This is a genomic window from Bacterioplanoides sp. (assembly GCF_965226395.1).
Classification (GTDB): Bacteria; Pseudomonadota; Gammaproteobacteria; order Pseudomonadales; family Oceanobacteraceae; genus Bacterioplanoides.
The window spans coordinates 989,843-1,005,517 of the sequence record NZ_OZ245358.1; the positions used below are offsets into that span (position 1 = coordinate 989,843).

A 15,675-nucleotide genomic window follows, 5' to 3' on the forward strand; every position below is an offset into this window, starting at 1 on the left:
AAACTCAGACGGTGCCAAAGCTATTCGCCAAGGTGCCCATAATTAAGGCCCAGCCATCAATCAAAACAAACAACATGATTTTAAAAGGCAGAGAAATAATAATCGGCGATAACATCATCATACCCATGGCCATCAGAATACTGGCGACCACCAGGTCAATAATCAGGAAAGGAATAAAAATTAAAAAGCCAATCTGAAAAGCGGTTTTTAATTCACTGGTGATAAACGCTGGAATTAAAATATGAATGGGGGTTTCTTCCGGGCTGGCAATATTCTGCTCACCACTGATGCGCACAAACAAATTCAGATCATTTTCCCGGGTTTGCGACAACATAAACTCGTGAATGGGTTTTAATGCCCGCTCGGCAGCTTCCAGCGGTGTGATGGTTTCCGCCATATAGGGTTGTACCGCTTCAGCATTAATAACCCGGAACACCGGCATCATAATAAATAACGTCAGAAACAGCGCCAGGCCGAGGATAATCTGATTAGAAGGCGTTTGTTGCAGACCCAGTGCCTGACGCAAAATCGCCATTACCACAATAATCCGGGTGAACGATGTCATCATAATCAGCAACGACGGCAACACCGTCAGTAGCGTCATAATGGTCAGGATCTGAATACTGATGCTGTATTCGCCACCAGAGTCATTGGCCTGATAAATCAGTGCCGGAATACCCAGATAATTTTTCTTTGGCTCACCGTCTTCGGCAACAGCCGGAGCGGAAAACACAATGGCCGACAGCAGGATAATCAGAGGCAATACAACGGCTGAGAAAATACCCGGAGTATGACGTTTTCTGGCGGCCACAAGAGAGCTGCGCTGGTGGTTGATCATGACCGAATCGCTTTTTTTAATAACTCAGAAAAAGCGGGAGACTGTGTTGGATTATTCACCGGTAAGGGTTCATCCAGCTCCGCTAAGCAGGTAATTTGTTGTTGGGTAATGCCCACTACCAGTTGTTTTTCGCCGACCTGAATGACGGCAATTTTTTCTTTCATGCTCAGTGGCAAGGTGGCAATGGTTTTTAGTGGCGCATCTGAGGCCGTAAAACCGGCCAGCGGTAAGCCTCGGGTTTTACCACCCAACCAGGCCAGCAACAGAATCAAACCAATAATCAGCAGCAGAAATACCACTACTTTGCCGGCAGAAGCCATCGGGTCAATGGCCAACGGGCTGGTCTCGGCGATGGCTTCGGTTTGCTCGGTCGCTTGTGCTACTAATGGCAACAGCAAACTCACTAATGGCAGCAGCGCCGCCCGCAGCATGGCTGTGCCAGCAGCCAAACGTGATTTAACGCAGGCGCTGAATACGTTCACTCTGGCTCACCACATCGGTTAAACGGATACCAAATTTATCGTTCACCATCACCACTTCACCATGGGCGATTAACGTGCCATTCACCATCACATCCAGTGGTTCACCGGCCAGACGATCCAGCTCAACCACCGAGCCCTGGTTCAGTTGTAATAAGTTACGAATCGGAATCTGGGTCGAGCCCACTTCCATCGAAATACGTACCGGAATATCAAGGATGACATCCAGCTCCGGGCCGTCTTCCGGAATTTTGCGTGGCTGCCCTTCGTCTTCTAACGGGTCCAGCGGCATGGCCTGCACATCATCGTCAGAGCTGCCTTCTCCGGCTTCCTCCATCGCTGCCGCCCATTCATCCTCAACACTGCCGTCACCGTCGCCGGATTCTTCCATCGCCGCGGCCCATTCATCCGCCAGGGCTTCATCGCCCGAGGCTTGTTCCACACCACTGGCAACGGCATCCGCCATGGCATCGGCGTCAGACGCTGGATTGTTATTCTCTTCGGGCGTCAGGTCTTGGTTGTCTTCATCACTCATCGGTGTCTCCTGTTAACGCCGTCTGTGGTTCAGCTGGTCGATGATTTTCACCGCCAGGTTTTCATTTGAGATGCCCATTTTTCCGCGGAATACCGGGATACCATTGGCCTCAAGGGTAAATTCTTCCGGCATATCCACCGGGATCACATCGCCGGCTTTTAATTCGGCCACTTCACGCAGGGTAATGTCGCGCTCAACCAGGGTGCCGTGTACTGGCACGGGGGCATCCATGATGTCTTCCCGTAATGACTGGGTCCAACGCTCGTCAATATCGTCAATATCACTCTGTACCCCGGCATCCAGAACTTCACGAATGGGTTCAATCATGGAATACGGAATGGTCATATGAAAATCGCCACCGCCACCGTCGAGTTCGATATGGAAGGTACTGACCACTACCACTTCACTGGGGCTGACAATATTGGCCATGGCCGGATTCACTTCTGAGCCAACGTACTCAAATTCCACTTCCATCACCGGTTGCCAGGCTTCAATCATGTCACTGAAGATCTGGCTTAATACCAACTGTACTACCCGCACTTCGGTGGGGGTAAATTCACGTCCTTCAATTTTGGCGTGACGGCCATCACCACCAAAAAAGTTATCCACCAGCTTAAACACCAGCTTGGCGTCCATAATAAACAGAGCCGTGCCACGCAATGGTCGCATCTTCACCAGATTCAGACTGGTTGGCACGTACAGGGTATGTACGTACTCACCAAACTTCATAATCTGCACACCACCAGAGGCCACATCGGCACTGCGTCGCAAGAAGTTAAACATGCTGATGCGGGTATAACGGGCAAAGCGCTCGTTAATCATTTCCAAGGTTGGCATACGACCGCGCACAATGCGGTCGTTGCTGGTCAGGTCATAATTTTTGACCCCGGATTCATCAATGTCTTCTTCCGGCTCAATATCGCCGTCATCAACACCGTGAAGTAACGCATCAATTTCATCTTGCGACAGTAAATCTTGCACGCATCCGTCCTACTGCATCACAAAGTTAGTAAAGAGCACCGCTTCTACTTCTGAGCTACCGGCCTCTCGTTTCATCGACATCTGCAGATGCTTAAGCAATTGTTTCTGCAATGCCACCCGCCCTTCAGCGGTTCGGAGTTCATTAAAGTCCTGCTCACCCATAATCCGGATAATGTCATTACGGATCATAGGCTCATGCAGACTCAGCGCATCAACAACGGTCTGCTTACGGGTCATTACTTCAATGCTGACTTGCAAAAAACGCTGTCGAGTGCCGACCTGAAAACTCACCACAAACTCCGGTTTTAACACCACGTACTGAGCGGGAATTTCAGTCTCTTCGGCCATAACTTCTTCTTTAGGCGCCATTTCTTCAGCCGCCATTTCTTCGCCTTCGGCATCGTCACCACCACTCATCAGAAACCAGGTAACGCCAACGGCAATCCCGACCAGCAATAACGCTCCGACAATAATCAGAATCAGTTTTTTCTTACCACCACCAGACGGGGCTTCTTCCGGGGTGTCCAGCTTTAAATCCTGCTCTGCAGCCATATCTGCTTCTCCTGCTTTCAGTCAAAATAGCAATACTCATGCCACGCCTTTTCGTCAAAAAAGCGACACACGGTTTTTTCATTACATTTGAAGTTTAGAAGGTTCTGGCATAAGCGCCGGATTGATATGAGCAAAACCTACGGGAAAGGTGATTGGCGACTCACTCAGGCCTGGCGACAGACCTGAATGAGTAGCGGCGGCATATGAAAGGAAAGAAATGAGTGGTTAGTTGCCCGGCAAGTAATCAGGCAAATGCTCAGGCATAAGCGTCAAGCAAGCCATCACTTTCACGAACGGTTACGGTCGTAGCCTCGTCACCTTCGGCGGCAACCAGGTTATCGCCACCCTGATGGCCTTCCGGACCGGATTCAGCTTGTTGTTGGGCGGCTTGTTGCTGAGCAGACTGTTGATCAGATTGCTGCTGACTGACATCAAACCCAGCCAACTCCATGCCCTGCTCCGCCAAAGCATCACGTAAACGCTGAGCATTGGCTTCCAGTACATCGCGCACCTGGGTCGACTGCACCTGAACCTGAATGCTGGTTTGCTCCTGGTTCACCTGCATTTTAATTTCCATAGAACCCAACTCCGGTGGATCCAAATGGATTTCAGCCTGCTGAATATTATCCGCCACCATGGTGACAATACGGCTGCCCAGCGCCGGCGCCCATTTTTCTTTGTCGCGGCCAAATTCCAACCGCTCTTTACTCTGAGTCACTTGTTCCTGTTCCTCCAGCTGTTCCGCTTCGGCTTCGGTGACAATTACTTCTTCGGCTTTACCGGCGTCAGCAGCCACAGTATTAGATAACGGGGTGATATCCGCCAGATTTGCTGCCTTGTTATCCATTACTTCAGCCGTTGCGGTGGTGCGTGTCTGAACCTGTGATTGTTCACTGCGAATTTGTGTTACTCCCGGACGTTCCGCTTTGGCTTCAGCCAGTGCTTCTTCCTCGGTTAATGCACCGTCATCAAGTAGTTCTTCACCAGCCAGATCTTCCAGTGCAACATCAGCATCTTGGGTTGATGGCATCGCGGTTGTTGCTTTCAGGCTGGCCGGATCCTGGCTGGCAGGCTGGCGCAGCAGATCATTTGCTGGTGTATTGGTCGACTGAGCCACTAATGATGTGGGTAACACGGTTGCCAATGATTCACCGTTTTCATCCGTCAGCGTCTCGTCTTCCAGCACTTCGACCTGCAACCCGGAAGAGGTCAGCCCCTGAGACTGACGAATACTGGCCAGCAGCACCGACGGCTGAATCGGCTCACCGTCGAGTTGCGGCAAAGGCTGTCCGTCCAGCGGCAACAGTTGTGTAACGGCAGCACCGTCACGCTCCGGCAATAAGGCGTCCTCAGGGGTCAGTGATAAGCCTTCTAGCAGCGAGCTGAAATCACTGCCTTCGGCCAGCAATTGCCCATCTTCTGCGGTCTGTAGGGTTGAAACTGAGGGTAAAAGACTGAACAAGCCACCCTGGCTGACTTCGGTCGGGTTCATGCCACTCTCCGTACAAATAAAATACCTGTGTACGAATTTGCAACCGCCGGGCCAACTTCTCAGTTAGCCTGAGATCTTATAGAACGGTCAGAGAATATGCCGAACAGAAAAGTCGGCATCAGAGAAGAGATGAAAGCAGGTTGCGCACCTGAGCGTATTCCGATTCGATGCCTGTCAGCACCGGTTCTAACCCGGTCAATTGTTGATCACGGGCAGCGTTTTCAAGCTGATGGCATAGCTTGGCCAATGGGGCCGCACTGATATTACTGCTGGAGCCTTTAAAGCTGTGTGCCAACTCTCTTAAGCGTTCAGTATCTCCATCACGAAAAGCCTGGAGAATCACCGGAAGACGCTGGTCAGAATCATTAACATAAACCGTTAATAATTCACTGAATTCGTCTTCCATAACGTCTTGCAACATTTCAAAGGATTCCAGATCAAAGTGATCTGCCATTGCACCCATCAACCCGTCCTCGTGTTTGGCCAGCGTATTATTGCCTCCACCTTATTGCCTTTGCCGTGATATTTCAATGATTCACACACTTCGGAAATCAGCGGAATACCACGCCCTGAGTAAGGGTTTTTCTGCGTTTGCACAGCATTAAAATCGAATCCATCTCCACTGTCTTCAATTAGCAGGGTTAAAGTTCCACTACGACCATCCCCTTCATGACGCATATGAATATCGATACAACCATCACTCAAGTTCGCCAGCCGCTGCTCGCGATCTTTGTAATATTGCAGAAAACCATCCGCACTGGATTTTTGCTCCGATTGCAGCCCTAACACACCGTGTTCAAATGAATTCGAAAACAGTTCAGCCATAACCGTATAGAGCTGGCCGCCCATGACTCTGAGCCCGGGGACTTCCATCATAATGTGGATCATCAGGGGTAACGGGTTAAAATTCTTCAGCGTTTCCGGCCCCAGATGGTAATGCATATTCCAGTCAATCGGGCCGGATACCGGGCCACAATTCATCTGCATGTCCATCTCATCACGAACGGAGTCAGCCACCATTTTGACTTCAATTAAGGTGGTGTCATCGTCACGTTCGCTGCCTTCGGTAAACAGCGCCAGTTGCCGCTGAATATCGTTAAACACACATTCCGGACTGCCCGCCTGATCAAAGATTGATTTCAGCCGTTCATCACCAAACATTTCTCCCTGCTGGTTTCTGGCTTCCAGAATACCGTCAGACCACAGGAACAGACGGTCTTCCATTCCCATCGGAAATTCCTGCAATTCATCGCTGAATTGCTCATTACTCAAAACACCCAGGGGTAAATTAGACGATGACAGAGTTTCGACCTGACCACTGCCACCGCGTAATAAATAACAATCCGGTACCCCCCCCATCCAGACCGAGGCACTCTGGCGCTCGCTGTTAAGATCGACCATAACGGCGCAACAGAAAAAGCCGATGGGCAAAATGCCTTTTAACTTAAGGTTAATTTCACGCAGAATTTCACGAATGGCGAAGCCTTTGGCCGTCATGCCATAAAAGATTTCGGCCAGTGGCATGGCACCAATCGCAGCAGGTAAACCATGCCCGGTGAAGTCACCTAATAACACGTGCATACCACCGGCCGGTTTTTTTGCTGCCAGTAATACATCGCCATTAAAAACCGACAGCGGCGACAACATATAACGGATATTGGATGCCGATAAACAGCCCGCATGGGCGACGTTATCGAACACCGCTTTAGCAACCTGTTGCTCGTGTAACAGATGCTCATTATTACGGGCAATGGTGTCACGTTGGGCCTGCATGGTTTTATGCATGGCGCGCATACGCGAAAATGAATTGATTTTCGCCTGTAAAATGGTGGGGTTATAAGGTTTGCTTAAAAAGTCATCACCACCACTGTCGATACAGTCCGACAGGCTCTGGGCATCGGTCAGGGAGGTTAAAAAAATGATGGGAATAAAGTCATCTTCGAAGTGTGACTTAATATGCCGGGCGGCTTCTTTGCCATCCACCCCGGGCATCATCACATCCATCAGGATAATATCGGGCTGGAAAGTCGCTACGGCATTGATGGCTTCCTGACCATCGGCAACTTCACATACCTCATACCCCTGATTACGAACGATCCTCGACAGTACCATGCGGTCGATCTGATTATCGTCGGCAATCAGGATTTTGATGGCATCCATGTCAGTATGCTCTGTAGTTTTTATATAAGTAGCTTATATAACGGCAGTTTTTGTAACTGTCGTTACTGAATTGCGAAGAGCTGTTCAAAATTCGAAATCGTCAGGATTTTCCGTACATCCTGATTGCAGTTCACAATTTTGACGTTGGCATTATCACCACCAGCATGGTCTCGTAGCAATAACAGCATGCCCAGTGCAGAACTGTCTAAATACGAGGTGCCTGCCATATCAACGGTATAACGAACCACTGTGGCGGATATACCTTCATACGCATCACGGAATTCCTGATGTGCACTGAAATCAAAGCGTCCATCAATTTTGATCACTAACTCCTGACCATTCCCTGCAAGTGAGGCCTGAACCGTCATCCGTTATCTCCAACAAAAAAAGTATTATTAATATTTAGCACAAAGCCGGCATTTGTCATGTATGCGGTGGCAATTTATCCCGGCCTTTTGTGCTATCCCGCTTTTTGTGCTGCTTTCAACATCTTGGCAGCCATATTTGGTAACGACACCAACTCATCCACGGCACCCAAATCATAAGCCGCCTTAGGCATGCCCCAGACCACACACGAGGCTTCGTCCTGCGCCAAAGCAACGGCACCGGCATCATGTAAACGTTGCATGGCTTCGGCGCCATCACGCCCCATACCCGTCAGCATCACCGATACCAGTTTGTTGGCCGGAACCTGCTGCTGCAGTGAATCAAACATCACCTCAACCGATGGTTTGTGGCGATTGACCCGCTCACCATCATTCAGTTGGCACACAACACGAGCGCCTTCCTTGCGGAACGTCAGATGATAATCACCACGGGCAATAATCACCCGGCCCGGGCGAACTTCCATGCCTTCTTCAGCTTCCAGCACTTCCATTGGCAGTGCACGATTCAGACGCATGGCAAATGAGCTGCTGAACACTCCGGGAATATGCTGGGTGATCAAAATCGGCGGGCAATTCACCGGAACACCAGCCAGTAATTCACGAATAGCTTCCGTTCCGCCGGTCGAGGAGCCAATACAGATCCACTTATAGTAAGGAATTTTTGACACCGGTTGTGGGGCAACTTTTTTCTCGCCGGTATAAGGGCGAACGCGTGCCCGTGAAGCCATCAGAATTTTTTCTTTCAGGCTGGCAGCAAATTGCTGAAATTCAGCCTGATCCTGAGCTTTGGGTTTGGCAATAAAATCAACCGCTCCCAGCTCCAGAGCCTCCAGTGTTTCCGGTGCTCCGGCTTCGGTCAGGGTTGAGACCATAACCACTGGCATCGGCCGCAAACGCATCAGGTTGCCTAAGAACTGCAGTCCATTCATACGTGGCATTTCAACATCCAGCGTTAATACATCCGGATTCAGACGCTTGATTTTATCGCGTGCGATATAAGGATCTGCCGCCGTACCAACGACCTCCACTTCATCAATGGTTGCGAAAATTTCTTTTAACATCTGACGAATCAGCGCCGAGTCGTCAACAATAAGTACTTTGATTTTTTCAGCCATATTACCCTCTGAGCCGTACTGCTTTCAGCTTGAATTACCTGAACGGGTTTATTGTTCAGAATAAATCAATACTCCCGGCGGAACTTTGCTGCGGCGTATTCACCGATTTCTGATATTCGGTCTCGCGTTTGATTAATGTATCGTTACTGGTTTGTTTGATGCGCCGGACTTTGACACAGCCAGTATCCGGAAAATATAAAACCTTACGGGCAAAGACATCACCGACATCGGCGGCTTCGACTTTTAACCCTTCATTTGCCAGATAGTTATAGGCGAATAAAATATTGCGCTGACCAATGTCACTCATCGCTGCAATCATCTGGCCGCCACCAAATAATTTCACTTCGAGATTTTCGCGCTTGCCGCCACGCTTAAGAATTTCATTAATCAGAAATTCCATCGCCCAGTTACCATAACGGGAAGCATGAGTTTCCGGGTTACTGCCCCATACATCGGAAGAGAACTCGCCCTGACTGGGCAGCATAAAATGATTCATACCGCCAATACCCCGTACCTTGTCGCGAATACAGGCAGCGATACAGGAGCCTAAAACGGTGACGACCATTTCACCGTGAGTCGACACATAAAACTCACCGGGAAGAATTTTCGCAGCCCAGACATTATGAACAGAATCCCAGTAGCGATTAACGTGTTCAAAACCAGCACTAACCGGCGGCTGAATCGGGCGACTTTGTATCATCTGAGATGAATTTTGCGGAGTGGTAATCATTTAATTTTCCGGTAGATTGTATTACCCAGGCTTTCGAACCGGTCACTGATGCCGTTAAGATTTTCCGAATGACCAATAAAAAGATGACCGCCCATGGGCAACAGATCAGCGTAACGGTCAAATAAAACCCGCTGAGTTTCCTTGTTAAAATAAATCACAACATTACGACAGAAAATAATGTCGAATGGCCCTTTCATCGGCCAGCCTTCTAACAGATTAAGACGCTTGAAGGTCACCATATCCCGAAGTTCATCTTTTACCTGAACTGAGCGGTGATCGCTGCTGTGGCGGAAAAAACGCTTCACTGTTTCTTCATCAATAGACTCAATATGAGAAGCCGGATAAATACCCGATTTCCCGGTTTCTACCACATTAGAATCCAGATCGGTTGCCAGCAGTTTAATATCCCATTCCGAAGGGAAGCCGGCACGTTTCAGTATCATGGCAATAGAATAGACTTCCTGGCCAATCGAGCACCCAGCCGACCAGATACGTAACCGTTTAGAAGCTTTATTGGTGAACCGCAGCGCCGGCAATAATTCCTCTTTAAGAAACTCAAAATGATGATTTTCCCGAAAAAAGGATGTCAGGTTTGTGGTTAGCGCATTAATAAATTCCGACGCTTCCTGGGCGTGGTTATGCTCAAGATAATTCAGGTATTCGCGAAATGTTGTTAGCTTAAGCTCCCGAACACGCCGGGCAATACGGCTGTACACCATATCGCGCTTATGTTCTGCCAGCACGATGCCGCTGAAATCCATGGCTAATTTTGAGATCTGATCAAAATCAGCCTGAGTCATCAAGAATTCACGCTGCTCAGCTGCTGCAGCGCCGATTTTACTCGTCATATTGTTTACCGTATGGGTCGTTGGAGCTGGCTGGATTAAAATTCAGCCCATTCGTCGTCGTCATCGCTGAATGACAAACCACCCGCTGGTGTATTCGAGGCTGGCGCTGGTGCTGCACTCTGTACTACCGCCATATTGGGTACCGAAGACACAGTGCCAGGTGCCGGAATTGCGACAGACATATCCGTCATGCTGGTCGGGGCGTTGGCATCAACAGAGAAAAACTCCATCATCTGCATCATAGACTGTGCTTGCTCTGCCATGGCTTCACCGGCAGCAGAAGCCTCTTCCACCAAGGCGGCATTTTGTTGGGTCATTTCATCCATCTGTGCCACCGCAGCATTTACCTGGTCGATCCCGGAAGACTGTTCACGCGCGGCGGTACTGATTTCCTGAATCATATCGGAGACACGATCCACCGATTGGATAATATCGTTGAGGGTTTTACCGGATTCATTAACCAATGCGGTACCAGCATCGACTTTATCAACACTGTCACGAATCAGATCTTTAATTTCTTTGGCGGCACCGGCGGAACGTTGTGCCAGATTACGAACTTCTCCGGCTACGACCGCAAAGCCACGCCCTTGTTCACCAGCACGGGCCGCTTCTACCGCGGCGTTTAATGCCAACAGGTTGGTCTGGAAGGCAATTTCATCAATCACACCAATAATGTCGGCAATTTTTTTACTGGAGTGGTTGATCTCATCCATTGCATCAACCGCTTTGCTAACCACATCACCACCCGACTGGGCTTTTTGTTTGGCCGAGGTGGCCAGATCATTCGCATGCACCGAATTGTCACCGGTTTGTTTTACCGCACTGGTCATTTCTTCCATACTGGATGCGGTTTCTTCCAGACTCGATGCCTGAGACTCAGTCCGCTTACTCAGATCGGCATTGCCCTGAGCAATTTCGTTAGCACCGGTTGCTACCGTTGACGCAGAGTCACGAATGCGGGTGATAATATCGGTTAACCGATCAACGGTACTGTTGGCATCCTGCTTCAGCTTATCAAAGGCACCCTGATAATCTTCATCAATACGACGGGTCAGATTACCGTGTGCTAATGCATCAAACACACGGATGGTGTCAGAAATCACACTATCGGCAATGGTCAGCAGCTTGTTAAGTCCTTCGGCCAGATTCAGGAAGAAGCCATCTTTACCATCAACAGAAATACGGCGGGATAAATCGCCCATCGCTGCGGCTTCAACAATCTGATCAATTTCCTGCTCAGCAAATACTTCAGCCGTCAGGTCTTGCCATTCCACAATGGTACCGATACGTTCGTTGGCATCATTAAAAATTGGATTCGCAATCAGAGAGAAGGTACGGCCACCGACTTTAATTTTGGTGTTATATTGTTTATCCAGCGCTTTCACCATATGGCGCTGGTGTGCCGGATTTTTATGGAAGATATCAATATTCTGACCTTCCAGACGAGATGCATCAAAACCAGGAATATCGGTGCGAATATCCGCTTCGGCATTAGCCATCATATTTTTAACCGCCGCGTTCATATATACGATATTAAAATCGTTATCGGCAATCATGGCGTTATTGGAAACTACGTCCAGAGCCTGTTTAACCCGGGCGTTGGCATTAGCGATGACTTTATCCGCTTCCTGTTTTGCCAGCTCGTCGGTGATATCTTCCCACTCAATCACAGTACCCAGACGTTCACCGGCTTCGTTTTTCCACGGTGAAGCAATTAAAGAGAAGATAATTTCTCCGGCTTTAATCTGAGTTTTAAAAGGCTGGGTCAACGATGCAATCATTGAGCGCTGATGGTCAGGGTTTTTATGGAACACATCAACATTGGTACCAATCAGTGTATTCACACTAAAGGCAGGCAGCGCTTCTTTTAACTCTTTTTCCCGGGCCGTTAATGCTTCCACCAACTGGTCATTCATATAGGTGATAGTCATGTTGTTATCTGCCAGCATCACATTGGTTTGTGCGATTTTTAAAGCGCTGGCGATATTCGAATTTTTCAGATTGGTAACGGCCTGATTTTTCTGTTCGGTGATATCCGTAGCATATTTCACCACTTTAAACGGTTTGCCGCTTTGATCAAAGATCGGATTATATGAGGCCTGAATCCATACAGAATCACCATTTTTGCTGAAGCGTTGGTATTCACCGGAGTCATATTTACCCTGAGCCAGTTGATCCCAGAAGTTTTTATACTCAATGGAGTTGGCATATTCTTGACCAACAAACATACGGTGATGCTGGCCTTTCACTTCATCCAGGCGATAACCAGTCACAGCCAGGAAATTTTCATTGGCATGGATAATGGTGCCATCCAGATTAAACTCAATCACCGCCTGGGCTTTGCCGATGGCTTCCAGCTGACCTTCGTAATCGGATGTTTTATGTTTTTGCGCGGTAATATCCGTCGCGTATTTAATCACTTTATAAGGGCGACCGTTTTCATCCATCACCGGGTTATAAGACGCCTGAATCCAGACATCATTACCGTTACGGTGGACTCGTTTAAATTCACCCGACTGGAAAATACCTCGGCTTAAGGTATCCCAGAATTCGCGATATTCGGCGCTATTACCGTATTCGCTATCGACAAACATACGATGATGCTGATTCTGGATTTCGTTTAACTGATAACCCATGGCAGAAAGAAAATTGGCATTGGCGGTGATGATGGTGCCGTCCAGATTAAATTCGATCACAGCCTGGCTTTTATCCAGCGCTTCAACCTTTGCTTTAAGCTCGCGCACTAACGCGGCATCTTCACCTGAAAATAATGATTTCAACATATTCATAACCAAGCCCTTTATTCTTTCCTAACCGGATGACGGTTTAATTTTCTAACGGCTAGTGCGCTAGCCTGCCTGAACCAGCTGGTCCAGTTTATTTTTTTCAAAGCTCAACAGTGATTCAACATCCAGCAGGATGATCATTTTGTCGTTAACATTCACCAGACCACGAATAAAAACAGAGTTCTGGTCTTCGCTAAGCTCCGGGGTTTTGCGTGTTTCATCTTCTGAAATGGAATACACATCGGATACGGCATCAACAACAATGCCCATCACCCGCTCACCTTTATCGGTGTCAAACTTGAGAATAATCACGACGGTAACCGGGCTGTATTCGACTTTTTCCAACCCAAAACGCAGGCGCAGATCCATAATAGGGACAATGGTACCGCGCAAATTAATAACACCTTTAATATAAGGGGGCGCATTAGGAATCAGGGTGGATTCTTCCCAACCTCGAATCTCCTGTACGGCCAGAATATCCACACCGTATTCTTCACCCGCCATAATAAAAGTCAGATATTGCTGTTCGGCATCATTTTCCGTTACAGCTTGTTCGTTAATTGCTTCCATAATACGTTCTCTATACCGTCTGGCTTATGCCGCTTTACCGGCCTGATTGCCAGTATCAGCCGTGGTCAGGCGTTCGGCATGCCGACCCACACTGGAAATATCAATAATCAGGGCAACGGTTCCGTCACCTAAAATAGTGGCGCCAGAGATACCATCAACCCGTTGATAATTCTGCTCCAGACTTTTAATCACGACTTGCTGTTGACCTAATAAGTCATCAACCACTAAGCCAATTTTTTCGTTATCACTTTCAACCACCACCAGCATTTCTTCATCACTATCATCTGAACGGCGTGACAAATTAAATACCTCATCCAACCGTACAATCGGAATGTACTCATCCCGTAATTGCATAACCTGCTGACTGCCGGTGATGTTATTCAGAGATTTTTTCTCCAATTGAATCGATTCAACTATTGAAACCAGTGGGAAAATATAGGTTTCGTCTGCGACCTGAACCAACTGTCCATCGAGAATAGCCAGAGTTAATGGCAGACGTATGGTAAAGGTGGAGCCTTCACCGGTTTTAGAGGTCACATCAATGGTGCCGTTTAATTCATTGATATTACGACGCACCACATCCATACCGACGCCACGCCCGGAAATATCACTGACGGCATCGGCGGTTGAGAATCCCGGCAGGAAAATCAACTGATGAATTTCTTCACTGGATAGATTCTGACCTTCGGATACCAGACCATTGGCAATGGCTTTTTCGAGAATTTTTTGTTCGTTTAGTCCGGCACCATCATCCTGAATTTCAATGACAATATTACCGCCTTGATGAAAGGCATTCAGAGTAATAGTGCCATCTTCTGATTTACCGGCAGCCAGACGTTTTTCGGTGGTTTCTAAACCGTGATCCATGGAGTTACGCACCAGATGTACCAGTGGGTCACCAATTTTCTCCATCACGGTTTTATCCAGCTCGGTATTTTCACCCAGCATCACCAGGTTCACTTTTTTACCTAACTGGCTACCCAAATCACGAACCAGGCGAGGAAAGCGGCTGAATGCAAAGCTGATCGGCATCATGCGAATTTTCATCACACTTTCCTGCAGCTCGCGGGTATTCTGCTCCAGCTGTGACAATCCTTCCTGCAAACGAGCCAGCTTGGTTAAATCAAAATCCTGCCCTAATTGCCCCAACATGGATTGAGTAATGACTAATTCACCCACCATATTAATCAGGCTATCGACTTTATCGATGGATACCCGGATCGAGGAATTTTCATTTCCCTTATTGTTAGCCTTGGCAGGGACTTTAGGACTGGCTGCTTTTTTGGCTTCAGCCACTTTTGTAGATACGGCTTCTGCAGTTCTTTCTGAAACTGCTTCGACAGTTTTTTCTGAACCTGGTTTTTCCTCAACAGTTTCAGGAGGCGCAGTTTCGGATGAAATTGTATCCGCTAGCGCTGGGGGTTCTGCCATGGCTTTCTGAGTTTCATCAACGGCCTCAGGCGCTTCAGCCAATGGCGTGTAAGTAATCTCACAGTCGTCTTCGACCCATTCAAATACCGGCGTGATTTCACTTAACTCAATGGCTTTCGTCACACGCAATTGCCATTGCAGATAACATTCTTCCGGGTTCAGGCTGGTAAATTCAGGTAAATGGTCAAATAACGGGGTGACACCCAGATTGTCCGCACCAACGATATCAGCCAGTTCACGGAACATGCGAAAAGGTTCGTTACCGGTGCGCAAAATATCGGCATCCGGTTTGAAGAGAATCAGCCAACCCGCTGATTCGGGTTCCTCACTTTGAGGAGTGGCACTGCTGTCGCTGGCTTGTTGCTCGGCGGCGGCATCATTACCATTTAAAATACGTTCAAAGTCTGCTTTTAATTCATCGGCTTTTTCCATATCGGGCTCTGCACCATCCTGCAGACTTCCCAACATCGAACGTAAACAATCCACCGACAACAAAAACAGATCAACATAGTGTTGTTCCATTGAGCGCTGCCCTGCACGGATTTCATCCAGCAGGGTTTCCACCACGTGGGTAAAGTCGGAAATTTGCATAAAACCAAAGGTTCCGGCTCCCCCTTTGATGGAGTGCGCTGCGCGAAATATGGTGTTAACCGTTTCTCCATCCACATCACCCGGTTGCAAATCCAGCAACTCGCTTTCCATAACATCCAGCCCTTCAAAACTTTCTTCGAAGAACACCTGATGGAATTGTGACAGGTCAACACTCATACCA

The 15,675-nt window shown here is 48.3% G+C and carries 15 protein-coding genes; all 15 read right to left on the minus strand.

Features of this window, described 5'->3' with window-relative positions; all coding sequences use genetic code 11:
- Positions 1 to 4: 4 nt before the first annotated feature.
- Complete coding sequence (fliP, locus tag ACO05E_RS04495; RefSeq protein ID WP_419811792.1) at positions 5 to 838, minus strand: flagellar type III secretion system pore protein FliP; 834 nt, start codon at positions 836 to 838, stop codon at positions 5 to 7.
- Positions 835 to 1,320: a flagellar biosynthetic protein FliO gene (fliO, locus tag ACO05E_RS04500; protein ID WP_419811793.1), complete on the minus strand. Its 486-nt coding sequence runs from the start codon at positions 1,318 to 1,320 to the stop codon at positions 835 to 837. Before fliO ends, fliP begins: the two co-directional genes overlap by 4 nt.
- Complete coding sequence (fliN, locus tag ACO05E_RS04505; RefSeq protein WP_419811794.1) at positions 1,295 to 1,852, minus strand: flagellar motor switch protein FliN; 558 nt, start codon at positions 1,850 to 1,852, stop codon at positions 1,295 to 1,297. Before fliN ends, fliO begins: the two co-directional genes overlap by 26 nt.
- Before the next feature lie 12 nt (positions 1,853 to 1,864).
- A complete protein-coding gene (gene fliM / locus ACO05E_RS04510; protein ID WP_419811795.1) occupies positions 1,865 to 2,833 on the minus strand; it encodes a flagellar motor switch protein FliM in 969 nt (322 codons plus the stop codon).
- A 9-nt stretch (positions 2,834 to 2,842) separates the two neighbouring features.
- Entirely contained in the window at positions 2,843 to 3,385 is a 543-nt protein-coding gene (locus tag ACO05E_RS04515) for a flagellar basal body-associated FliL family protein (RefSeq protein WP_419811796.1), read from the minus strand.
- 256 nt (positions 3,386 to 3,641) lie between these two features.
- On the minus strand, positions 3,642 to 4,877 hold the full coding sequence (locus ACO05E_RS04520) for a flagellar hook-length control protein FliK (protein ID WP_419811797.1): 1,236 nt from the start codon (positions 4,875 to 4,877) through the stop codon (positions 3,642 to 3,644).
- Between the two features lie 118 nt (positions 4,878 to 4,995).
- Positions 4,996 to 5,340, minus strand: coding sequence for an Hpt domain-containing protein (locus tag ACO05E_RS04525; RefSeq protein ID WP_419811798.1), 345 nt, complete (start codon positions 5,338 to 5,340; stop codon positions 4,996 to 4,998).
- The gene (locus ACO05E_RS04530; RefSeq protein ID WP_419811799.1) at positions 5,340 to 7,037 is read right to left on the minus strand and encodes an ATP-binding SpoIIE family protein phosphatase; all 1,698 of its coding nucleotides are present in this window, start codon (positions 7,035 to 7,037) and stop codon (positions 5,340 to 5,342) included. Before ACO05E_RS04530 ends, ACO05E_RS04525 begins: the two co-directional genes overlap by 1 nt.
- Positions 7,038 to 7,099: 62 nt before the next feature.
- Complete coding sequence (locus tag ACO05E_RS04535) at positions 7,100 to 7,405, minus strand: STAS domain-containing protein (RefSeq protein WP_419811800.1); 306 nt, start codon at positions 7,403 to 7,405, stop codon at positions 7,100 to 7,102.
- Positions 7,406 to 7,497: 92 nt separating this feature from the next.
- Positions 7,498 to 8,538, minus strand: a complete 1,041-nt coding sequence (locus tag ACO05E_RS04540) for a protein-glutamate methylesterase/protein-glutamine glutaminase (protein ID WP_419811801.1) — start codon at positions 8,536 to 8,538, stop codon at positions 7,498 to 7,500.
- 55 nt (positions 8,539 to 8,593) lie between these two features.
- On the minus strand, positions 8,594 to 9,268 hold the full coding sequence (gene cheD / locus ACO05E_RS04545; protein WP_419811802.1) for a chemoreceptor glutamine deamidase CheD: 675 nt from the start codon (positions 9,266 to 9,268) through the stop codon (positions 8,594 to 8,596).
- On the minus strand, positions 9,265 to 10,116 hold the full coding sequence (locus ACO05E_RS04550; protein ID WP_419811803.1) for a CheR family methyltransferase: 852 nt from the start codon (positions 10,114 to 10,116) through the stop codon (positions 9,265 to 9,267). The genes cheD and ACO05E_RS04550 overlap by 4 nt, the downstream gene beginning before the upstream one ends.
- 35 nt (positions 10,117 to 10,151) lie before the next feature.
- The gene (locus tag ACO05E_RS04555; protein WP_419811804.1) at positions 10,152 to 12,905 is read right to left on the minus strand and encodes a methyl-accepting chemotaxis protein; all 2,754 of its coding nucleotides are present in this window, start codon (positions 12,903 to 12,905) and stop codon (positions 10,152 to 10,154) included.
- Positions 12,906 to 12,965: 60 nt separating this feature from the next.
- Positions 12,966 to 13,472 (minus strand): chemotaxis protein CheW, encoded by a 507-nt coding sequence (locus tag ACO05E_RS04560; protein WP_419811805.1) that lies wholly within the window; start codon positions 13,470 to 13,472, stop codon positions 12,966 to 12,968.
- Between the two features lie 24 nt (positions 13,473 to 13,496).
- Positions 13,497 to 15,671 carry a chemotaxis protein CheA gene (locus ACO05E_RS04565; protein ID WP_419811806.1) on the minus strand — a complete coding sequence of 725 codons (2,175 nt, stop codon included), beginning with the start codon at positions 15,669 to 15,671 and terminating at the stop codon, positions 13,497 to 13,499.
- Positions 15,672 to 15,675 lie beyond the last annotated feature (4 nt).